Annotated in this window: 19 protein-coding genes; all 19 read right to left on the bottom strand. The window is 66.5% G+C overall.

What is annotated here, in order from left to right; translation table 11 throughout:
- Nucleotides 1-6: 6 nt before the first annotated feature.
- On the bottom strand, nt 7-903 hold the full coding sequence (locus F4036_06735) for a peptidoglycan DD-metalloendopeptidase family protein (protein MYK37431.1): 897 nt from the start codon (nt 901-903) through the stop codon (nt 7-9).
- Nucleotides 888-1469 carry a DedA family protein gene (locus F4036_06730; GenBank protein MYK37430.1) on the bottom strand — a complete coding sequence of 194 codons (582 nt, stop codon included), beginning with the start codon at nt 1467-1469 and terminating at the stop codon, nt 888-890. The genes F4036_06735 and F4036_06730 overlap by 16 nt, the downstream gene beginning before the upstream one ends.
- Before the next feature lie 14 nt (nt 1470-1483).
- On the bottom strand, nt 1484-2176 hold the full coding sequence (locus tag F4036_06725) for a protein-L-isoaspartate(D-aspartate) O-methyltransferase (protein ID MYK37429.1): 693 nt from the start codon (nt 2174-2176) through the stop codon (nt 1484-1486).
- Nucleotides 2173-2916 carry a 5'/3'-nucleotidase SurE gene (gene surE / locus F4036_06720; protein ID MYK37428.1) on the bottom strand — a complete coding sequence of 248 codons (744 nt, stop codon included), beginning with the start codon at nt 2914-2916 and terminating at the stop codon, nt 2173-2175. The genes F4036_06725 and surE overlap by 4 nt, the downstream gene beginning before the upstream one ends.
- A gap of 7 nt (nt 2917-2923) precedes the next feature.
- Nucleotides 2924-3259: a cell division protein FtsB gene (locus F4036_06715; protein MYK37427.1), complete on the bottom strand. Its 336-nt coding sequence runs from the start codon at nt 3257-3259 to the stop codon at nt 2924-2926.
- Nucleotides 3249-4541, bottom strand: coding sequence for a phosphopyruvate hydratase (locus F4036_06710; protein ID MYK37426.1), 1293 nt, complete (start codon nt 4539-4541; stop codon nt 3249-3251). Before F4036_06710 ends, F4036_06715 begins: the two co-directional genes overlap by 11 nt.
- Entirely contained in the window at nt 4529-5395 is an 867-nt protein-coding gene (gene kdsA, locus F4036_06705; GenBank protein MYK37425.1) for a 3-deoxy-8-phosphooctulonate synthase, read from the bottom strand. The genes F4036_06710 and kdsA overlap by 13 nt, the downstream gene beginning before the upstream one ends.
- Nucleotides 5396-5401: 6 nt before the next feature.
- On the bottom strand, nt 5402-7054 hold the full coding sequence (locus tag F4036_06700; GenBank protein MYK37424.1) for a CTP synthase: 1653 nt from the start codon (nt 7052-7054) through the stop codon (nt 5402-5404).
- Nucleotides 7055-7276: 222 nt separating this feature from the next.
- Nucleotides 7277-8302 carry a tRNA lysidine(34) synthetase TilS gene (gene tilS / locus F4036_06695; GenBank protein MYK37423.1) on the bottom strand — a complete coding sequence of 342 codons (1026 nt, stop codon included), beginning with the start codon at nt 8300-8302 and terminating at the stop codon, nt 7277-7279.
- Nucleotides 8274-9827 carry a tannase/feruloyl esterase family alpha/beta hydrolase gene (locus F4036_06690; GenBank protein MYK37422.1) on the bottom strand — a complete coding sequence of 518 codons (1554 nt, stop codon included), beginning with the start codon at nt 9825-9827 and terminating at the stop codon, nt 8274-8276. The genes tilS and F4036_06690 overlap by 29 nt, the downstream gene beginning before the upstream one ends.
- Before the next feature lie 20 nt (nt 9828-9847).
- Nucleotides 9848-10747 carry a DUF1838 domain-containing protein gene (locus F4036_06685; GenBank protein ID MYK37421.1) on the bottom strand — a complete coding sequence of 300 codons (900 nt, stop codon included), beginning with the start codon at nt 10745-10747 and terminating at the stop codon, nt 9848-9850.
- Between the two features lie 20 nt (nt 10748-10767).
- Nucleotides 10768-11724 carry an acetyl-CoA carboxylase carboxyltransferase subunit alpha gene (locus tag F4036_06680; protein MYK37420.1) on the bottom strand — a complete coding sequence of 319 codons (957 nt, stop codon included), beginning with the start codon at nt 11722-11724 and terminating at the stop codon, nt 10768-10770.
- Nucleotides 11725-11786: 62 nt separating this feature from the next.
- Complete coding sequence (gene dnaE, locus F4036_06675; GenBank protein MYK37419.1) at nt 11787-15287, bottom strand: DNA polymerase III subunit alpha; 3501 nt, start codon at nt 15285-15287, stop codon at nt 11787-11789.
- Nucleotides 15271-15927, bottom strand: coding sequence for a ribonuclease HII (locus F4036_06670; GenBank protein ID MYK37418.1), 657 nt, complete (start codon nt 15925-15927; stop codon nt 15271-15273). Before F4036_06670 ends, dnaE begins: the two co-directional genes overlap by 17 nt.
- Before the next feature lie 54 nt (nt 15928-15981).
- A complete protein-coding gene (gene lpxB / locus F4036_06665) occupies nt 15982-17133 on the bottom strand; it encodes a lipid-A-disaccharide synthase (GenBank protein MYK37417.1) in 1152 nt (383 codons plus the stop codon).
- A complete protein-coding gene (lpxA, locus tag F4036_06660; GenBank protein MYK37416.1) occupies nt 17130-17909 on the bottom strand; it encodes an acyl-ACP--UDP-N-acetylglucosamine O-acyltransferase in 780 nt (259 codons plus the stop codon). Before lpxA ends, lpxB begins: the two co-directional genes overlap by 4 nt.
- Complete coding sequence (lpxD, locus tag F4036_06655) at nt 17906-18946, bottom strand: UDP-3-O-(3-hydroxymyristoyl)glucosamine N-acyltransferase (GenBank protein MYK37415.1); 1041 nt, start codon at nt 18944-18946, stop codon at nt 17906-17908. Before lpxD ends, lpxA begins: the two co-directional genes overlap by 4 nt.
- A 21-nt stretch (nt 18947-18967) precedes the next feature.
- Entirely contained in the window at nt 18968-19501 is a 534-nt protein-coding gene (locus F4036_06650) for a hypothetical protein (GenBank protein ID MYK37414.1), read from the bottom strand.
- A 51-nt stretch (nt 19502-19552) separates the two neighbouring features.
- Complete coding sequence (bamA, locus tag F4036_06645; protein MYK37413.1) at nt 19553-21967, bottom strand: outer membrane protein assembly factor BamA; 2415 nt, start codon at nt 21965-21967, stop codon at nt 19553-19555.
- Between the last annotated feature and the right edge of the window lie 8 nt (nt 21968-21975).

Genomic DNA, 21975 nt, shown 5'->3' with positions numbered 1-21975 from the left:
AGGTCGTCAGCCGCGCGGAGGCAGCAGGCCAACGGGCTCGACCGGCTTGCCGTTACGGCGAATCTCGAAGTGCAGCATCGCCGCATTGCCGGGCCCCACGCCCATCGTCGCGATCGGCTGGCCGGCGCGCACCTCGTCGCCCTCCTTGACGAGAATCCTCTCGTTGTGGCCGTAGGCGCTCAGCCACTCCGGGGAATGCTGCACGATTACCAGGAGTCCGTACGCCTTAAGTCCGTCTCCCGCGTACATGATCTTGCCTCCGTCGGAGGCCATGATGTCCTGACCGCGCGTCCCCAGAATACGGATGCCGTAGTCGCCGTCCCGCGCCCGCGCGCCCTCGACGTCCAGGCTCCCTCCTGTGGGCCACTCCCATCCGGTCGCGCCCGATGCCGGCCGGGAAGGCGGAGATGACGGGGCCGGAGAACCCTGCGGCGACGAAGCGCGCGTTCCGGCCCCGCCCGGCGAGGAACCCCGCTGGGCAGCGGGCGCGCCGCCTGCGGAGACCCGGGTCGCCGGAGAGGAGACCGGAGCGGCATAACCCGGTGGAGGCGTGAGCCTGATTCGCTGATCCACCAGGATCAGGCTGCCGTCGCCCAACCCGTTCCAGGCCGCCAGGTCGCTCACCGGATGGCGGAATCGCCAGGCGATGGAGAAAAGCGTGTCGCCCGCCTCGACCGTGTACCAGCCGTCGGCGCCGGCCGCCGCGGCGTCGGCCGTGCGCTGCCGGGGTGACTCGGATGGAGTGGCGGCGGAGGGAATGGCTTCGGGCGGAGCCTGGCCGGCGGGCGCCGGGTCTTCCGGAATCCAGTTCCAGCAGGCGGACAGAAGCAATACTCCGGCCGTCAACAGCCACAAGCGGCCCGCGTTGCGAATTCGAGGCACCATGCTCATAAATACCACCATAACCCAATTGCGACGACAATCAGACCGATCAGCGCCCAACCGGCCCGGTCCGAATAACGAATGGCGCGGAGCGCCCTGGGACCGAGCCAGGCGGCCAGCGAACCGACCAGGAAGAATCGCAATCCGCGGCCGAGCAACGAAGCCGTAACGAAGGCGCCCACGTCCATGTTCATGCCGCCGGCGGCAATGGCGAAGACCTTGTACGGGAGCGGCGTAAAGGCCGCCATGACCAGCGCCCAGTAGCCCCAACGCCCGTACCAGGACTGGACCCGGGAATACTGCTCGCCCCAGCCCCATTCCTGAATCAGGGGCAGGACGGCGTCGATCGCAAGGTAACCGAGCAGCAAACCGCACAAGCCGCCGGCCACCGAGAACACGAGTGTCAGGAACACCAGCCGGAGCGTCTTCTTCGGCTGCGCGGCGCACATCGGCACCAGCATCACGTCCACGGCAATCGGAAAGAAAATGGACTCGGCAAAGCTGACCGCGCTCAGCACGGCCGGCGCCCCGGGCAGGCGGGCCCATGCCACAACGCGATCGACAAGCCGGGCCGGCGCCGTTTCCATCGTGTGGTCCTGCGTCAGCCCTGCCCCGGCAACAGCGGGACGAAGGCGACCGGCGCCAGACTCTCGCGCACGTCACCGTTCTCGCCGCGCTCGATGCGCACGAGTTCCTGGCGGGAATGGTCGCCGAGGGGAATGACGAGGCGCCCGCCCGGCGCCAGCTGGTCGAGCAGCGCCTGCGGCACCGCCGCTGCCGCCGCGGCGACCAGGATGCCGTCGAAGGGCGCCTGTCCCGGCCAGCCGAGCATTCCGTCGCCGTGCCGAAAGCGCACGTTGTTGCAGCCCAGTTCCGCCAGCAGGGGCCGCGCTTCGGCGAGCAGCGAGCCGATCCGCTCGATGCTGAACACGGACCGTACCAGCGGGGCCAGAATCGCGGTCTGGTAGCCGGAACCGCATCCGACCTCAAGCACCTTGGCGGGCCGCCGCATCCGGCCGTCCTCCTCCATCAGCAACGCCTGCGTCATCAGGGCCACGACGTAAGGCTGCGAAATGGTCTGCCCCGACCCGATCGGCAGCGCGTTGTCGTTGTAGGCGTAGCGTTCCAGCGCTTCTTCGATGAACAGGTGGCGCGGCGTGCGGCGTATCTGCTCCAGGACCTCCGGGCTGCGGATTCCGCGCTCGCGCAGTGAATCCGCCAGGCGGTCGCGGACCCGGGCGGACGTCAGGCCAATCCCGCTGCGCCGGCGTTGTCCCGGGCGCGACGGGTTCATAGCTGCAGCCAGTCGCGGGTCGCTTCGAGACGGTTGTGATCGGTCAGGTCGCACTGAAGCGGCGTCAACGAAATCCATCCGTCCTGCACGGCAAAGAAATCGGTGCCGGGTCCGGCGTCCAGCCCGTGGCCGGGAAGACCCATCCAATACAGCTTGCCGCCGTAGGGATCGTCCGATACCTTGACGCGGGCGGCCTTGTGGCGGTGCCCCAGTCGGGTCAGCTTGAAGCCGCGGATGTCGCCCCAGGGCAGATCGGGCACATTCACGTTCAGAAGCATGTTGCCCGGCGGCTTGTTCCTGTTCAGTCGCTCGAACAATTCGCTTACCGCGCGCTGCGCGGCGTCAAAATTTTTGGGCGGGTAGCCGGCGACCGATATCGCGACCGCCGGCACGTCGAGGACCCGCGCCTCCATCGCAGCCGCCACGGTGCCGGAATAAAGGACGTCGTCGCCCAGATTGGGGCCGTGGTTGATGCCGGAAAACACCATGTCGGGGTCCTCCGGCAACAGCCCGGTAATGGCGATGTGCACGCAGTCGGTGGGCGTGCCGGAACAGTACCAGCGGTTCGTGCCCAGCTTCGTGACCCGAAGCGGCTCGAACAGCGTGAGCGAATTGCTGGCGCCGCTGTGATTGCGCTCGGGCGCAACGAGCATGATTTCGGCCAGCCCGAGCAGCGCGCGCTCCATGGCCTGCAGGCCCTCGGCGCGATAGCCGTCGTCGTTGGAAAGAAGGACCCGCACGGGGACGCTACTCGCGCGGGTCTCCGGGTTGTTCGGACTGATCGGGGTCTTCGGTTTGCGCGTCTTCCTCGACCAGCAGGTAGATCTTCTCGTCGGGCCCGATCATGCCCAGCTCGGAGCGCGCCAGCCGCTCGATCTCCTCGTCGCCTTCCTTGAGGCTCTGGACCTCGGCGGTCAGACGGCGGTTGCGCTCCCTGAGCGCGGCGTTCTCGCTATCCTGTTCGGCCACCTCCTGGCGGGCGCGAAACAGGCTCAGGAGGCCGTCGTCGGCGAACCACAGCGGGTACTGCAGGCCGGCCAGCGCCAGGCCGGCCAACACGAGTCCGGCAGTCTTAGGCTTCATGTCTGATCGAGGTTGGGAAGGCGTTGAGGCCGGCGTAGGGGGCGTCGGAGCCGAGCTCTTCGGCGATGCGGAGCAGGCGGTTGTACTTCTCGGTGCGATCGGAGCGGCACGGAGCGCCCGTCTTGATCTGGGTCGCTGCCGAACCCACCGCCAGGTCGGCGATGAAGGTGTCGGCCGTTTCGCCCGAGCGGTGCGAGATGACGGCCGCGTAGCCCGCCGCAACGGCCGCATCGATGGCTGCGCGCGTTTCGGTAAGGGTGCCCACCTGGTTCGGCTTGATCAGGATGGCGTTGCCGATGTTGCGCTCGATGCCCTCGGCCAGAATCGCCGTCTGCGTCACGAAAAGGTCGTCGCCGACGAGTTGCACCCTCTCGCCCAGCGCGCGGGACAGCGCTTCCCAGCCGTCCCAGTCGTCCTCCGCCATACCGTCCTCGATGCTCACGACCGGGTAGCGGTCCGCAAGCTCGACGAACCAGCCGGCAAAGTCGGCCGGGTCAAAGGTGCGGCCTTCGGATTCCAGGCGGTACAGGCCGTCGGAATACAGTTCGCTGGCGGCCACGTCGAGACCCAGGAGGAAATCCCCGGGCACGCTGAATCCGGCCTTCTGAATCGCCTCGATCAGCGCCTCCAGCGCTGCTTCGTTGGAAGGCAGATCGGGCGCGAATCCGCCTTCGTCGCCCACCGCCGTCGACCGGCCCGACTTCCGCAGGACGCCCTTCAGCACATGGTAGACCTCGACCCCCCAGCGCAGCGCCTCGGTAAAGTCGGCGGCCCCGACCGGCAGGACCATGAATTCCTGAACGTCCAGGCGATTGTCGGCATGCGCGCCGCCGTTCAGTATGTTCAGCATCGGCGTCGGCATAACGAGCGTGCCGGCGCCCAGGCCACGGTAAAGCGGCTCGCCCCGCGACGCCGCCGCCGCCCGGGCGGCGGCCAGGGACACGGCCAGGATCGCGTTTGCCCCGAGCCGCGACCTGTTGGCGGTGCCGTCCAGCGTAACCATTCGCGCGTCCAGCTCGTCCTGGCGCGCGCCGTCGGAGCCGAGCAGGGCCTTGCATATCTCGCCGTTGACGTGGCGCACGGCGGACTGGACGCCGCGCCCGCCGAAGCGGCCGGAATCGCCGTCGCGCAACTCGACCGCCTCGCGCGCGCCGGTGGAGGCCCCCGACGGTACGGCCGCCCTGCCCCGGGCCCCGCAGCTCAGCGCCACCTCGGCCTCCAGCGTGGGATTGCCGCGAGAATCGAGAATCTCGCGCGCGTGTATATGGGCTATTGCAGACACGATCCTTCGGCCAGCGGACGGGACTTCACCAGGCGGTCGAGTTCCAGCAGGGATTCCATCAGCTCGCGGACGCGGTGCAGGGGCCAGGCGTTCGGACCGTCGCTCAGCGCTTCATCCGGGCGCGGGTGGGTCTCCATGAACAGTCCCGCCACTCCGGCTCCGACCGCAGCCCGGGCGAGCACCGGCACGAATTCCCGCTGCCCGCCGGAGGACGTGCCCTTGCCGCCGGGAAGCTGCACCGAGTGAGTGCAATCGAACACGACGGGGCAACCGGTGTCCCTCAGCACGGCCAGGGACCGCATGTCCACCACCAGGTTGTTGTAGCCGAAGGAAAAACCCCGCTCGCAGACCAGGATGTCGGAATTGCCCGTCGAGCGAGCCTTGTCCACGACGTTGGACATCTCCGCCGGGGAAAGAAACTGGCCCTTCTTGATGTTCAACGGCCGGCCGGCGGCGGCAGCCCGCAATATGAAATCCGTTTGCCGGCAGAGCAGCGCCGGCGTCTGCAGCACGTCGGCCACGGCGGCCACTTCGTCCATCGGCGTGTTCTCATGCACGTCGGTGAGCACGGGCACGCCGACCTGGCGCTTGACCTCCTCGAGAATCTTCAGGCCCCGCTCCATCCCGTGACCGCGGAAACTGGCCAGCGAGGTGCGGTTGGCCTTGTCGAAGGACGACTTGTAGACGAGGGAAAAGCCAAGTTCCCGACCGGTTTCGGCCAATAGTCCCGCGGTTTCCAGGGCCGATTCCCGCGATTCGACCACGCAGGTGCCGGCGATCAGAAACAACGGCTGGTCGAGGCCGGCGGTGAAGTCCGCCACCTGCGCCCTGCCGGGGCAAGCTTGCGCCGTCACGGGCGCCTAGGCGCCGGCGGCGCTGGCCGCCTTGGCCGGCAGGTCGCCACGCTGCCGGTAGTTCACGGCGGCGGCGATGAAGCCGTCGAACAGCCGATGCCCGTCGCGCGGCGTGGAGGTGAATTCGGGATGAAACTGGCTGGCCAGGAACCAGGGATGCGACGGCAACTCCACCACTTCCACGAGACCGTCGATGGACCGTCCGGAGAAACCCAGCCCGGACTTCTTCAGTTCCTCAAGGTAGCGATTGTTGAACTCGTAGCGATGCCGGTGGCGTTCGTACACGGTCTGCGCACCGTACTCGTTGCGCGCCAGGCTGTCCTTGGCGAGGTGGCAGGCCTGCTCGCCCAGCCGCATGGTTCCGCCCAGGTCGGAATCCTCGCTGCGGCGCTCCACCTGACCGGACTCATCCAGCCATTCGGTTACCAGCGCCACCACCGGATGCGGCGTTTCCGGGTCGAATTCGGTGCTGTTGGCGCCCGAAAGTCCGGCGACGTTGCGGGAAAACTCGATTACGGCCACCTGCATTCCCAGGCAGATGCCCAGGTACGGAATCTCCTTCTCGCGGGCGTGTTTGACGGCGCGCACCATGCCCTCGATCCCGCGTTCGCCGAAGCCGCCGGGCACCAGCACCGCGTGCACGCCGGCCAGGCAGTCGACGCCTTCCTCCTCGACCTGCTCCGACTCGATGTGCCGGACCCGCACGTTGACGCCGCTGCGCCGCCCGGCGTGTCCGAGGGCCTCGTTCAGCGAAATATACGAATCGCGCAGGTCCATGTACTTGCCCACCATGGCCACGGTCACCTGACCTTCGCAGTTCCGGCCGGCCTCCACCACCTGTTCCCATTCCGACAGATCGGCCGGCGGCAGGTCCATGCCGAACTGCGTGGCCAACACCTGGTCCAGTCCCTGGCTTCGCAGTTCGATTGGAATCGCGTACAGGTCGTCCATATCGCGGGCGGAGAACACGGCCGACTCCGGCACGTTGGTGAACAGCGCGATCTTGCGCCGCTGTTCGTCCGGCAGGGCAAGCTCCGAACGGCATACCAGCACGTCGGGCTGAATGCCGATGGAGCGCAGCTCCTTGACCGAATGCTGCGTGGGCTTGGTCTTGATCTCCTGCGAAGTGGCCACGTACGGAACCAGCGTGGCGTGCACGAAGGCGACGTTTTCGCGGCCCATATCCAGGCCCATCTGGCGGATCGCCTCGAGGAAAGGCAATGATTCGATGTCACCCACCGTGCCGCCCACCTCGGTGATGCAGACGTCCGCATCGCCGGCGCCCAGTACGACCGAGCGCTTGATCTCGTCGGTGACGTGCGGGATGACCTGCACGGTCGCGCCCAGGTATCCGCCGCGGCGTTCCCGGCCGATGACGGCGTTATAGATGCGCCCGGTGGTGAAGTTGGAGTCCCTCCCGGGCCTGCCCGAGCGAACGAACCTTTCGTAATGTCCAAGATCCAGGTCCGCTTCCGCGCCGTCGGCGGTCACGAACACTTCGCCATGCTGGAAGGGGCTCATCGTGCCCGGATCCACGTTCAGATAGGGATCCAGTTTGATCATGCTGATGGAAAGGCCGCGGGCTTCGAGAATTGCGCCCAGCGAGGCGGCTGTTATGCCCTTTCCCAGCGAGGAAACTACGCCGCCGGTAACGAAAATGTAGCGGGTCATGCCACTCCGATCACAGTGTGGGATCGGGCATCTAAGATAACACAGACTGCGCTCCTTGGCGCTGGCGTAAGCCCTATGTCATTCCCCCTGCTTCCGGGAACGTCGGAGGCAGGATGCCGACGCCGAGCCCACAGGGATGTGCTCGCAGGCGTGTCCCGGAAGCAGGGGGAATGACATAGGGCGGGATCGGAGGTAGGGGGCAGGGAAGAGCTACGGCGGGGAGATGTAGATGCGGCCCCGGCGGCGGGTAAGGCGAACGCCGCCCCAGCGGGCCTCAGGGTGGCGGTCGGCCGCCGCGTTCAGCAGCATGTCCAGCGCCGCATTCAGGCGCGCCTCCGAAGGCGCGGCGACGCCGAGCGCGGCCAGCCGCTCGCGCACGAGGTTCGCGCGGCGCGCCGGCGAAAGCCTGAGCAGGCCCTCGCATTCGATAAAGTCGTCACGCGCGATCCGGCGGCCGTCATGCTCGGCCAGGTCGCGCAACAATTCGCTCGTGTCCGCGGCGAGCCGCGCCGTTCGTCCGGCCGTAGCCGCGGCGCCGGGCCAGCGCCCGCGCAGCAGCGGCTGCACTTTATTGCGCAGGAAGGAACGGTCAAACCCGGTCTCGCGATTGGAAGGATCCTCGATCCAGTTCTCGCCCCTGTGATCGAGCCAGGCCCTCAAATCCTCCCGGGGCACGTCGAGCAGCGGACGCAACAGCCATCCCCGGCCCAGGAGGCGCTTTTCGCGGATTCCCGCCAGCCCCGCAATGCCGGTCCCGCGAAGCATGCGCAGCATCAGCGTTTCCCACTGATCGTCCTGGTGATGCGCGGTCAGCAGGCATTCCCCGGGCTCCATGAGCGCCTCCAGCGCCTCGTAGCGTGCGCGCCGCGCCGCGGCTTCCACGCCCCGGCCGTCGGCCCGCACTTCAACCTCGCGGCAGGCCAGCGGCACGCCCAGGGCCTGGGCCCGATCCTCGCAATGCGCGGCCCAGTCGCCGGAATCCCGGTGCAGGCCATGATTGACGTGCGCGGCGCGCAGACGTTTGCGGCCGGATTCTTCCAGCAACTCATGCAGTGCCAGCAGCAGAGCGGTCGAATCTGCCCCGCCGCTGAACGCCACCAGCAGCGGTCGCTCCCGCCAGTCGGGGCACAAACGGTCAAGCGCCGCTTCCACAAGCGGCTTGACGGCGTCGCGGCCGTCTGCCGCCCGGCTCGGAGCTTCTTTTTCCCTAGCGCTTGTGCCAGTTGGCGGGATCATTGACGTCGCCCTTTCCGCCGTACGCCGAATGCGCCGGATAAGGGTACAGCCGGCGTCCGGACACGATATCCGCGGGCGGCAGGGGGAAGCCGGGGTAAGTCTCGCCCGATCGCGACGGTCGCGTCTTGTACGCGTCCAGGCTTTCGGGCGCTTCTCCCTCCTCGACCCATTCTTCCAGGAGCGTCAGGTAGTCGGCCGCGTGCACGCCTTCGCCGCCGGAGCAATGGGCCATTCCCGGCAGCATGAACAGGCGCAGGAAACCGGACACTTCTTCCCGGCCGAAGGCCCGGACGTGCGACTCGTGGAAGAACAGCGAGGACGCGGGGGTGGCGTCGGTATCCGACCAGCCGTGATAAAGCAGGATCTTTCCGCCGCGGTCCCTGAACGCCGCCAGCCTTCTGCCGTCGTCGCCAAGATCAAGCATCCCGCCGACCGGACTGCCCTGAACGCCGTGTCGCGCGTAATCGAACTCGGCCAGCGTGGCGTCCGGCCCGATCCTGCTGTCGAGCGTGAACCGGGCGCTGCCCGCACGGCGCGGCGGGCGGCCGTCGACGACCAGGAAATTCGTAATCCAGTCCCTCTCCGATCCCCTGGCATAGCCCATCGGGTAGTACCGACTGCCGTCGGACTTGCGGGCGCCGTCGTGGATTTTCCGAACCGCTTTCACCTGCTCCGCCGTCAGGCAATCGCCCGACTGTCCGTCGGCGCACTCCAGCGAAGCGGGATCGAAACTGCACCCCGGCGGATGCGGCACAACGCCGTCGCGAACGCCGTCATCCTCGTCGCAGGCTTCCAGCACGGCGTCCGCGAGCAGATGCAGCGATTGCGGGGAAAAAACCGGAGAACCGTCCGGCTGCTTGCTTGAGGCGTAGGAAAATACGTTATGGGGCGTGACCATCTGCATGGCCGGCGCCCCGGAAATGACGCCGTCGTAGTCCTCGGGATACATCAGCGCTTCGGTCAGCCCCTGGCGGCCGCCGGTGGAGCATCCCCGGAAGTAGGCGTAGTCCTGCGCCTGGCCGTAGGCTTCGGCAATGACCGCCTTGGCCAGCACGGTGGCGCTATGCGTGGCCCGGTACTGCCAGTCGGTCCGCCACTGCTCATCCTGCGTCCACTCGCGCGGGTCTTCGCCCTCGTCTAGCTGCCGTCCCATGTCCGTGGTCGCCACCGCGTAGCCGCGCGCCTGGGCGTCCGGCATGTGCTGGGAATAGATGACGCCGCACAAGCCGCCGCAACCCGTGAACAGCAGCCTCCGGTTCCAGCCGGAAAGGGGCAACCGGATTTCCACCCCGGTGGAGGGCGCGATCGTCGCCTGGACGCGGCAGTAGTCCGGCAGTCCCTCGTCGTCGGGGCTCACCGCGGCGGCGGTCCGGATTTCGACCGCGCTGCCCCCAACCGGGGTCCAGTCCCGGACCGCCAGGCCCTCGCAGCCGGCTTCGGAAAGCGACGTGGCGCCGTCTGCGGCGGGCGCGATGGCGCCCAGTGCGAGGCCGAGCGCCGCGCTAAAGAGCGCGCCCGGCTTCATGTTCCGCCCGCCGCCGAACCCTATGCGGCTTCTCCGGCCAGAACGCCGCGCGGATCCTCGATCAGGTCGGGGTGATGGAGCTTGACCAGACGGAGCAGTTCAACCGGCAATCCTTCGGGGGTTTCCGCCTTGCCTCCCCGCCCGTTCTGCACTGTATGACCGGGGGTATCGCCCATCTGCATCCAGGGCCGGAACGCCGTGTTGGCGATATAGGCCACGTCAACGGGCACCGAAATCGCCGAAGGATCGGAAAGCGCCTTCCAGCTGCCCTGGTTGATCGTCCACTCGCGGTAGAAGAAACTCGGTCTCGATTCACCGGCCGGGAACACCCGCGCACTGATGTCCTGGCGGATGTAGAAGTCGTCGCCGCGCAACTGCGGCAGACTGATGTAGCGCTGACTCTCGACCTGCCCCGTGGCAAAAAAGGATTCGCCGTCTACCGTCTCCTGGCCCATCGTGAACTCGGCAGTGTCCTCGGCCCGAACGGTCATGTCCATGTGCGACGGACCGGCGCGGTACAGGGGCACGTCCACCACGTTGCCGGTAACCGGCATGGTCAGCTTGTCCAGCAACTCGCCGGTCTCGATGTCCATGTACATCGCCACTTCCAGCGAGACACTCTTGTAGAGGCTGTCGTTGACCTTGCGCATCTGGCGGATGGTGGTCGACAGCAGCCGGTACATCGGGTAAGTCACGCCGTCGATAAAGGCATAGTTGACCGCGTCCACCCAACCCATCGTCACCCGGTCGTCGAGGCTGCTGCGCAGCTTGACGAAGTAGTGCAGCATTTCGTCGTCGGTGAGATCCAGATCGGTAAGTCCCGAATATTCCTCCGCGTGCGCACCGGGGGCCAGCCCGGCCAGAAACGGCGCACCAAGCGCGCCTGCCAATATGGAACGGCGATTCAAGTTGGTTTTCATATTTCCTCCCAATACATGGACTAGGCTTCGCGGTAGACACCGTACTGGAGCAACCGCCGATGGCGGCGCTCCAGCAGTTCGGCGGGTTCCAGGCGGGTCAGCTTGAACAGGTGCTTGCCGATCGCCTTCTTGAGGCTCGCTATCGCGGCGGTGGGGTCGCGGTGGGCGCCGCCCACGGGCTCGTCCAGCACTTCGTCCACGAGCTTGAGCTTCAGCAGCCGCCTGGCCGTGATGCCCATGGCCTGGGCGGCCTCGGTGGCGTGGTCGGCGCTTTTCCAGAGAATGCTGGCGCAGCCTTCCGGAGAAATTACCGAGTAGATGCTGTATTGCATCATGATCACCACGTCGGCGATGCCGATGGCCAGCGCCCCTCCGGAGCCTCCCTCGCCGATGATCGCGCTGATGATGGGGGTCTTCAGTCCCACCATGCAGCTCAGGCTGGAGGCGATGGCCTCGCTCTGGCCCCGCTCCTCCGCACCGATTCCCGGATAGGCGCCGGGCGTATCGATCAGCGTGACCACGGGCAGCGAGAACTTCTCGGCAAGCTGCATTAGCCGTTGCGCCTTGCGGTAACCCTCCGGGCGGGTCATGCCGTAGTTGCGGCGCACCCGCGAGGCCGTATCACGTCCTTTCTGGTGGCCGATCAGCATCACCGGAGTTCCCTCGATGCGGGCCAGCCCACCCACCAGCGCGTAATCGTCCGCATACATGCGATCGCCGTGCAACTCCTGGAATTCCCCGGTCATGCCGGCGATGTAGTCCAGCGAATAGGGCCGCTTCGGATGCCGCGCCACCTGCGCGGTCTGCCACGGCGTAAGCTTGCGGTAGATATTGCGGGTCAGCGACTCGCTGCTGCGCTGCAGCCGCTGAATTTCTCCGGCCACGTCCACGCCGGAATCGTTGTCGAGAAACCTCAGTTGCTCGATCTTGCTTTCCAGCTCCGCGATGGGCTGCTCGAAGTCAAGAAATGATTCCATGCGCAGTGCGTCCGACCTGGCCGGGCTTGCGATTGTAAGCCCTTATTGGTGCGAGCGCCGTGTCAGGCGTAGCGAATACTGAACTCGCTGATTACCGGCGACTCGCCCAGTGCATGCCGCAGACCGCCGGTTGTGCGCACATTCCAGTGACTTCCCAGGCGCAGGCTTCCGGCGGCGGCAGGGCCGGAATAACGCACGACAACCTGCGTTCCGCCGGGCACGTGGGGGCGCAGCAGATCCTTGAGCTGCGTGAAGGTCTCGGCCGGCTTTTCGGCCGCGCGACAGTCGAGCAACAGCACCCGGGCGCGATTTTCCATCACGTCGTCCAGCGGCTCCACGGAGTCCGCAAACAGCATGAGCGAACCGCGCTGCAGGCGCGACAGGCGACCCTTCACCAGCACGAGGGAATGGGGCGTGATCAGGCGGCCGGGCGGCGCGCCGGCGTCCCACCGCGGCAAGCGCACCGGCAACCGGGTGGCTCCGTCGTCCAGATCGAAGTAATTGGCACCGGACCTGCGCCACTTGCGCAACACGCTGCCGGCCACCGTAACGTTCGGCGCGTCGCGTTCATCCCGCGGGCCCGGTTGCGATCGATCCAGTATCTCCCGCAGTCCGCCGCCCGTGAGGGCGCGCGCCTCGTCCCGGCATTCGTCGAACGGGTGGCCGCTCAGGCAGAACCCGAGGCTCCGGCGCTCCCCGTCCAGAAGATCCCGAAGACCCCATTCCGGCACGTCGGGAATCTCGATTTGCATCGGCTGATCGCCGCCTTCGTCGAACAGGCCCTCCTGCCCGCTCTCGGCGTCGCGGGCAGCTTGCGCCGCTGCCGCGAGCGCCGCGGGCAACACCCGGATCAGCGCGGCCCGATTGGCGCACAAACTGTCCAGGGCGCCCGACCGGACCAGCGTTTCGGCCTGCCGCTGGTGCAGCCCCGCACCGCTGATTCGTGAAAACAGATCCGCTATGCCCGTATAGGGCCCGTTTGCCTCGCGTTCCGCCCGAATGGCCTGGGCCGCCGCCTGTCCCAGTCCGCGGATGGCGCCCAGCCCGCAGCGAACGGCCTTGTCGTCCACGGCGCCGAATCCCACGTGCGAGCGGTTCACGTCCGGGCGCATGACCGCAAGTCCCAGGGCAAGGCACTCCTGCGTCATCCAGTAGAGGCGGTCATGCGCGCTCATGTCGGTGGTCATCGTGGACGCCATGTACTGGGCCGGATAGTGCGCCTTCAGCCAGGCCGTCTGGTAGGCGACGATGGCATACGCCGTGGAGTGCGACTTGTTGAAACCGTAGCCGGCGAAGGTTTCCATCAGGTTGAAGATGTGCTCGGCCTTGCCCCGGGTCAGTCCGTGCTTCAGGGCGCCCTTGACGAATACCGAGCGCTGATCCGCCATTTCGTCCTTCAGTTTCTTGCCCATCGCGCGTCGCAGCACGTCCGCCTGGGCAAAGCTGTAGCCGGCGATCAGGCGCGCGATTTCCATGACCTGCTCCTGGTAGAGGATCACGCCGTAGGTTTCGCCCAGGAGTTCACGCAGATCGTCGTGAAGGTAATCGACCGATTCCTGGCCGTGCTTGCGCTTGATGTAGGTGTCCGCCATGCCGGTCTGCAGCGGACCGGGACGGAACAGCGCCACCAGTGCGATCATGTCGCTGAAGCGGTCCGGCCTGAGGTCGCGGATCAGGTCGCGCATGCCGCGCGACTCGAGCTGGAAAACCGCCCTGGTGCGGAGGTTGCGCAGGAGTTCGTACACCCTTGCATCGTCCAGCGGCAGCCGGGCGATGTCGATCGGCGGCTCGCCCGCCGAGCGCCGCGAGCGATTGACCTCCTCCACGGTGCGGGTGATCGTGGTGAGGTCGTTCAGGGCCAGAAAATCGAATTTCACCAGCCCGACCGATTCGATATCGTCCTTGTCGAACTGCGTGACCGTCGGCGCGTCGCTTTCCTGACGGTAAAGCGGCGTGAATTGGATCAACTCCGACGGAGCGATCACGACGCCTCCCGCGTGGGTGCTGGAATTGCGCGGCAGGCCCTCCAGCTGCAGCGCCAGGTCGATGACTGCGCGCGCCTCGGTGTCGGTGTTGTACAAGTGACTCAGTTCCCGGTCGTCCTTCATCGCCTGCTCGATGGTCACGCCCACCGGCAGGGCGGGGATCAGACCGGCGATCTGCTCGCCCAGGCCCAGCGGATGACCCAGGACACGGGTCGCATCCTTGATGGCGGCGCGCGCCGCCAGGCGGTTGAACGTGATGATTTGCGCCACCCGGTCCCGCCCGTATTCCTCGGCCACATGCTCAAGGACCCGTTCGCGCTGTTCCGCGCAGAAATCGATGTCGATGTCCGGCATCGAGATCCGCTCCGGGTTCAGGAAGCGTTCGAAGATCAATCCGTAGCGCAGGGGATCGATGGCGGTTATGCCCAGCGCGTAACTGATCAGCGAACCGGCCGCCGATCCCCTGCCTGGGCCTACCGGCACCTGGTTGTCGCGCGCCCAGCGCACGATGTCGGCGACGATCAGGAAGTAGCCGGGGAAGTCCATGCGCCGCACAACCTCCAGTTCGGCGCGCAAGCGGTCGGTGTAACGACCGGGCAGCTCCGCATCTGCGCCATCGCCTGCGCCGACGCCGAGCTGGCGTTTCAGGCCGTTCAACGCCTCCCGTTCGAGAAATTCCCATTCGCTAAGGCCCGCGGGCGCACGCGCCTTCGGCAGCCTTGACTCCCCCAGGTCCAGTTCGGCCGTGCAGGCGCGGGCGATGGCTATCGTGTTACTCAGGGCCTCCGGCAGGTCGGCGAACAGCTCGGCCATCTCCGCCGGACTCCTCAGGTATTGCTGGGGGGTGTAGCGCCGCTCGCGGCGCGGATCGTTCAGCGTTTCGCCCCGGTGTATGCACACCCGCGCTTCGTGCGCAGTGAACTCGCCGCTGTCCAGGAAGCGAACGTCGTTGACCGCCACCAGCGGGATGCCTTCCGCGTTGGCGAGTTCCACCGTTCGCTGCGTCAGCTCCGTCTCGCCCGGGCGGCCCAGGCGGCTCACCTCCAGAAAGAGGTCCTCCCGCATCAGCCTGCGCAAGGCCAGTATCCGCTCGCGCTCACGGCGCGCCTCGGGTCCGCGGCCGGCGGCGCTGTCGAGGCCGATCAGCCCGATAAGGCCATCCAGGCCATCGGCGCTCAGCCATTCCGGCATCAGCGCGGGGTCGTCCCGCGGCTCCAGTTCGAGGTACATTTGCGTAAGCAGGGCCAGCAGGTTCCTGTAACCCGCAGCGTTGCGGCACAGGAACGTCACCCGTCCGGGCCGGATCCCATCCTCCGGCCGGCCGAAACTGAGGTCCGCGCCCAGGATGGGCTTGACGCCCGCGTCAAGCGCCGCCCGGTAGAAGCGCACCGCCCCGAACATGTTGTTGAGGTCGGTCAGGGCGACGGCGGGCATTCCCCGCTCCCGCACCGCGCGGCAAAAGCCTCCCTCGCCGCCGCTTATGCGCAGCACCGAGTCCACCAGCGAGAATTCGGAGTGCAGGCGAAGATGAACGAATGGAGTGGTCGGATCCACGGGCGAATCAGGGCCTGTTCCCATCGTGCGCCGGGCCGACTGCGCGAACCGGACGGAAACTGCGCCGGTGCGCGGGGCTCGCACCCAACCGTTCGAGGGCCGCGCGATGGGCGGGCACGGCGTAGCCCTTGTGTTCGGCCAGGCGATACCCCGGCCACCTGAGATCCAGGCGCCGCATCAATCGATCCCGATGTTCCTTGGCCACGATGGAAGCGGCGGCGATCAGCGGGCAGCGCCGGTCGCCGCCGATCATGGCTTCGAGTTCGACGCCCCGGCGCCAGCCCGCCGGCATCTCCGGCAGGTAGGGTCCGTCCACCCGCACCACCGACGGCTTGCCGGAAAGGTCAAGCAGCGCCCGGCGCATGGCCAGCAGACTGGCGCGCAAGACGTTGAGCCGATCGATCTCCTCCACTTCCGCAAGTCCCACCGACCAGGCCAGGCAGCCGCTTCGAATGGCTTCCTCGAGCACCGCGCGCCGCGCGGGCGAGAGCAGTTTGGAGTCGCGCACGCCGGGGATGTCCCGTTCCGCGGGAAGCGCGACGGCGGCGGCGACCACCGGCCCCGCCAGCGCGCCGCGGCCCGCCTCATCCACTCCGGCCAATACTCTGACGCTAGGTGGGAGGGCGTCCCGCCCTCCACGAAGGCGGGACGCCTTCGCTCCCAAGTGTAGTGCAACGCCCTCGCTCCCCGGGTGCTCCACTGCAGGCTCCCGCACGAGTCAGCCGGCCTTCGCCAGGGCCAGGACGGCCTGCGCCGCGCGGTCATTGACACCCCGGCCCAGCGATTCGGAAAGACGGGCGAATTCGGCGCGCATCGTCCGACGGGCGCCGGGATCGTCGTACAGTCGCAGCAGCTCGGCCCCCAGCGTCTCGCCACGGGCCCGCTCCTGCAGCAGTTCGGGAACCAGTTTGCGTCCGGCGAGGATGTTGGGCAATGCGATGTGAGGCGTTTTCAGAAGACGGAAGACGCGAGCAATCCAGGCCGTCAGCGGCACAACCCGGTAAACCGCCACCAGCGGGCAACCACACACCATGGCCTCCATCGTAACCGTGCCGGAAACGGCCGCGGCCAGATCGGCCCTTGCCAGCAAATCGCGCGCGTTTCCGGTCTCCCGGCTCACCTCGATGCCGGGCGCGTAGCGCCTGAGAATCGCATCGAATTGCTCCCGGCCCTGCCCGCTGGCGGCGGCCGTGGAAAAGCGCACGCCCGGCCGGCGCTCCTTGAGCCACGCGGCGGCGCGCGCGATCGGGGGCCCGATGCGGCCGATTTCCGAACTGCGCGAACCCGGCAACAGGGCCACAAGCAGATCGTCCCCGGGGGCGGAAGGCGACGATCCGCTCCGTTCCGGAGGTTGCTCATCAGCAATCGGATGACCGACGAATACCGCTTCCACGCCTTTTTCGCGCAGCAGCGCCGGTTCAAACGGAAGCAGGCACAGCACCCGGTCGCAATTGCGACGGATGCGCCGTGCCCGGCCGGATCGCCATGCCCATATGGAAGGACACACGTATTGGACGGTGCGCACGCCACGCCGTTTAAGACGCCCGGCCAGGCCCAGGTTGAGTTCCGGAGAATCCACGCCGACGAAAATGTCCGGGCGAAACTCGCCGAGCCGCCTGAGCAGCCGGCGGCGAAGCATCCAGAGACGCGGCAGGTGGCGGACGATTTCGGCCAGTCCCATGACCGCGAATTCCGACGACTCGAGCATGGCCCTGCATCCCGCCTCGCGCATTGCCGGGCCCGCCACGCCGGCCACCTCCACCTCGACCGGCCCGGAGCGCAGGGAGCGAATCAGTCCCGCGCCCAGGTGATCGCCGGAGGCCTCGCCGGCGACCACCGCTATCCGCAGGGCCCGGTCAGGAGGGCTCAACGCAGGAGGCCGCGCCCGGGCTCGTCCAGAAACTCCGCCATCGGCGTCAACTCCGGCTGTTCCCGGGCGGCTTCGGCAATGATTTCGGTCGCCTCGGCGCGGCTCAGCTCCTTGCGGTAAAGCGTGCGATAGGCCCGTTCGATGTTGGCCCGCTGGGGCGGGGCGAACCCATGCCGGCGGAGACCGATGACGTTGACCCCGCGCGGCCTGGGCGGCTGTCCCGCCACCAGCACATAGGGCGGAACGTCGCGGGTAATGCCGGCGTAAATCCCGACGAAACCGTAGTCGCCGATCCTGCAGAACTGATGCGCTCCCGAGAAACCCGCCATGGTTACGTGACTGCCAACGCGGACATGGCCCGCAAGGCTGGCGAAATTGGCCATCACCACGTCGTCGCCGAGTATGCAGTCATGGGCGATATGAACACTGGCCATCAGCCAGCAACTGCTCCCCACCCGGGTGACTCCGCCCCCTTCTTCGGTGCCGCGATTGATCGTGACGAACTCGCGAATCGTGTTGTCGTTGCCGATTTCCAGCCGGCTCGATTCTCCCGGGCTGTATTTACGGTCCTGCGGATCGCGCCCGATGGCCGCGTGGGGGTGGATTACATTGCGTGCGCCCAGGCGCGTGGGCCCTTCGATGACCGCGTGGGAGCCGACCTTGCAGCCGGGGCCGATCTTCACCTCCGGTCCGATTACGGCATAGGGGCCGACTTCCACGTCGGCGGCCAGGTCGGCGCGCGAGGAAACGATGGCGCTGGCGTGAACCTGCGTCACGCGGAGCGCTCCAGACGCAGCACCCGCTTGTACAGGGCATCGAGATGCTTGAAGCGCGCGGCATTGCGGCGCCAGCTCGAAACCTCTTCCATGGGCGTCATCGAGCCCGCATAGGCTCCGGGTTTGCGGATCGGGCGCGTTACGACGGTGCGGGCCAGGAGTACGACGTCGTCGCAGATGTCAATATGGCCGGCCACGCCGACGTTACCGGCGATACGGCATCGGCGCCCAATCTTCGCGCTCCCGGCAATCAGGCATCCGGCAGCCATGGCCGTATGCTCGCCGATTACGACGTTGTGTCCGATCTGTATCAGGTTGTCCAGGCGCACCCCGTCCCCGATCACCGTGTCCTCGAGGGCGCCGCGGTCGATGGTGGTGTTGGCGCCGATCTCGACATCATCGCCGATGCGCACCGCCCCCAGTTGCGGAATCTTGCGCCAGCGTCCGCCCGCATCCGGTGCATTGCCGAAACCGTCCGAACCCAGCACGGCGCCGGGGTGGACCAGGCAGCGCTTTCCGATCGTCACGCCCTCGCAAACCGCGCTGTTGGGCAGAATCCGGCTGTCCGCGCCGATCTGCGCCCGAGGCCCCACGGTCGCATTGGGTCCTATGTACACCCCGCGGGCCAACGTGGCGCCGGCGGCCACACGCGCCCCGGCCGCCACTTCGCAGGTCCCGTCCACGCTCGCATCGGCAGACACCGTGGCGTCGGCATCAATTCCGGCAGCGGGCGGAAGCAGTGCGTGCAGCTCGTCGGCCACGCCGGCGAAAACACGATAAGGATCGGGTGTAATCAGCGTCGCTACCGGGCATTCAGCGGCGTGGGGTTCGCTGAGGATTACGGCGCCCGCACCGGTCGAGCGAAGATCGTTCAGGTACGCCTGGTTGAGAAAGAAGGCCACGCTGCCGGCATCGGCGCCCGCCAGCGTGGAAGCGCGATGAATCCTCGCGTCGGGCTCTCCGCGAAGTTGGCAGTCGTGACGCCGGGCGAGTTCGCTAAGCGTCAGTCCCCGCTCGTGATGCGAACGCCGCTGCATCAGCTTTGCGGCCGGTAGACACTAATCCTGCTGTTCGCTGCTGTAGGTTTCCTGGAGGGCGCCCAGGACCTGCGGGGTGATGTTGACCGCGTCGCCGAAGTACACGACACCGCCACTGAAGACGAGGTCGTATTCGTTCTCCTCGGCCACCTGGCGGACGTGGCCCAGAAAGACCGCCCCGAGGTCTCGCTGGCTGTTGTTCTGCTCGAGCTGCAGGTCTTCCTCGAAAGCCTGCGCTTCCTGCTGAATCTCCCGGCGCAGGGCCAGGATCTCGCGCTCGGCGTTGCGCAATTGCTCGGTGCCCATGGTTTCACGGTCGCGCTCATAGTTGCCGCTCAATTCCCCAAGGCGGGTCTGCTTGGCGTTGATCTCGCGTTGCCGCGGAGCAAACATTTCGCTGATCCGTTCGTTGGCCGCCCGACCCTGGGGCGACTCCACGGTCAGGGCCTCCAGGTTGACGAATCCGATCTTCAGGGCGGACTCCTGGGCCAGTGCGCTTCCGGCCGCAAGCACACTCAAAGCGGCGCCCAGGAGCAGGTTCTTTGCAATATTCATGGTCTGAAAAAGCCTCTTGTTTTCAAAGGGAAGCGGGAGGACGCAATAGATTCAGAACGCGCCGCCCAGCGAAAACTGGAAGCGTTCCACTTCGTCCCCCCAAAATCGGTCGCTCTCGGGCTCGGCGTTTAGCGGCGCGGCAAAGCTGAATCTCAACAGCCCCAATGGCGCCAGCCACTCTGCGCCTATCCCGACGGAACGCTTAAGTTTACTTGTCTCAAAGTCGTAACTCAACGGATTGCCCTGGCGGTCGAAGAACTCCAGGTCGGAGGTGGAGAACACGTTGCCCACGTCGAAGAAGGCCGCCAGGCGCGCGCTCTGGCGGAAGCGCTCGGGCAGCGGCAGGATCAGTTCGACCTGACCGGTAACCAGCATATTGCCGCCGTAAGCGTTGCCGAACCGGTCCTTGGGCCCCAGCCGGTATTCCTTGAAACCGCGCACCGAATCCGGTCCGCCGCCGTAAAAGTGCTTGTAGGGCGGCACTGCGCTCGTATCGCCGAAGGCCTCGGAAAGGCCGACGTCGGCATTGAGCCGCAGGCTGAACCAGCGGCGCAGTCCCGGAATGCCGAGGTATTGCGTGTACTGGTAGCGCGCGGTCGCATACTCGACGTCGCTGCCGGGAATCGTGGCCGACAGGGACAGGCGGTGGCGCATGCCCCGGTCGGGGAACAGCACCCGGTTGCGGCTGTCGTAGAGCCAGCCCATCAGCAACTCCAGGCTGGCGAACTTGGAACCGTAGTAAATATCGGGCTCACCGGTGACCGGGCTGATGACTTCGCGCTCGTACGGCTTTCCGTTGGCCTGCACCCATTGCCGGGACTGCTCGTTGCTGAAGCTGGTCGTGATCAGGTCGGCCTGCTGCAGAGTCGCCCCGAGGATCACGCTCTGGTATTCGGTAATGGGATAGCTCATTTCGACCGCGGCCGATGCCGTGGTCGTGTCCAGGTCCGAAGCGGCGTTGAAGAACTGGGTGTAGTTCTGGTAGGTCAGCGAACCCGTGATACCGACCCCGTTCATCGTCGCGTAAGGATCAGTGTAGGAAAGGTTGTAGACCCGCGAATAGCTGGTGCCCGTCAGCCCGATTGCAAGCCGGTTGCCGCGGCCGAAAAGATTGGAATGCACGGCGCTGCCGCTCAGTTGCATTCCGTAGTATCCCGTGTAACCCACCGAGCCCTGAAACTCGCCAGGCTGCCGTTCGGTCAGGCTGAACACGACGTCCACCTGGTCCTGCGATCCCGGCACACGCAGGGTCTCGAAATCGACCTCCTCCAGGTACGGAAGCCGCTGCAGCCGGATCTTGGAGCGTTCCAGCAGATCGTTGGACAGGTAGGCGCCCTCGAACTGGCGCAGTTCGCGCCGCAGCACTTCATCCTCTATCGAGGACGCACCGTCAAAGGTGATGCGCCGCACATAGACCCGGCGCTCGGCGGTGATCAGCAGCGTGACCGCGACTTCGCCCGCATCCTCGTCGATTTCGGGAATCGGCGTGATTTCCGCGAAACCGTAACCCTCCTGGCCCAGGCGCAGGCGGATCAACTCGCTGCTCTGGGTGATGAGCTGCTGCGAGAAACGCATTCCCGGCTTGAGCAGCACGTACTGGTTCAGCTCGGCCTCGTCCACGACGAAATCGCCGGCCAGCTTGACTTCCGATACCGTGTAATTGCTGCCCTCGCGAAGATTGATGGTGATGAACACGTCCTTCAGGTCGGGCGCGAGCGTCACCTGGGTCGATTGCAGTTCGAAATCGGCATAACCGCGATCCAGGTAGTACGAGCGCAGTTTTTCGAGGTCGCCCTGCAAGGCCTCGCGCGAGTAGCGGTCGTCCTGGCGTATGAACGACAGCCAGTTCGGCGTCTTCAGTTCGAAGTCCTTCTTGAGCTCCTTGTCCGTGAACAGTTCATTGCCCACGATGTTGATCTGGCGGATGCGCGACCGATCGCCTTCCGTGATGTCGATGACTACGTCCACCTTGTTGTCGGGAAGTTCCGTCACGTCCACGTTGACTTCGGCGCCGTACTTGCCGCGCCCGAAATAGAGGTCGGTCAGCGACAGTTCCACTTCCTCCAGGACCGACGGCTTGACCAGGCTGCCTTCGGAGATGCCGTTGTCGAACAGCGTCCTGTTCAGGTCCTCGGTCTTGACGTCCTTGTTGCCCTCGATCAGCAGCGATTCGATCGTGGGCTGTTCGCGCACCGCCACCAGCAGCGCGTCCCCGTCGCGCCGAAACTCGACATCCGCGAAGAACCCCGACGCGTACAGACCCCTCAGTAGCTGCCGCACGGAGGCCGCGTCGAGCGTGTCGCCGATGTTGACCGGCAGGTAATTCAGTACGGCGCCTTCGGAGATGCGTTGCAGGCCCTCGATGCGGATATCCCGGACGACAAATGCCTCCTCCTGCGCCTTCGCATACGCCGGGGCAAATCCGAGCAAGACCACTGTTGCCGCGATCAGGAGCGTCCGCTTCATATGCTCAG

Source organism: Gammaproteobacteria bacterium (assembly GCA_009845905.1).
Classification (GTDB): domain Bacteria; phylum Pseudomonadota; class Gammaproteobacteria; order Steroidobacterales; family Foliamicaceae; genus Foliamicus.
The sequence above is the reverse complement of the archived record's forward strand: the minus strand, read 5'-3'. Positions and strand labels throughout refer to the sequence as shown.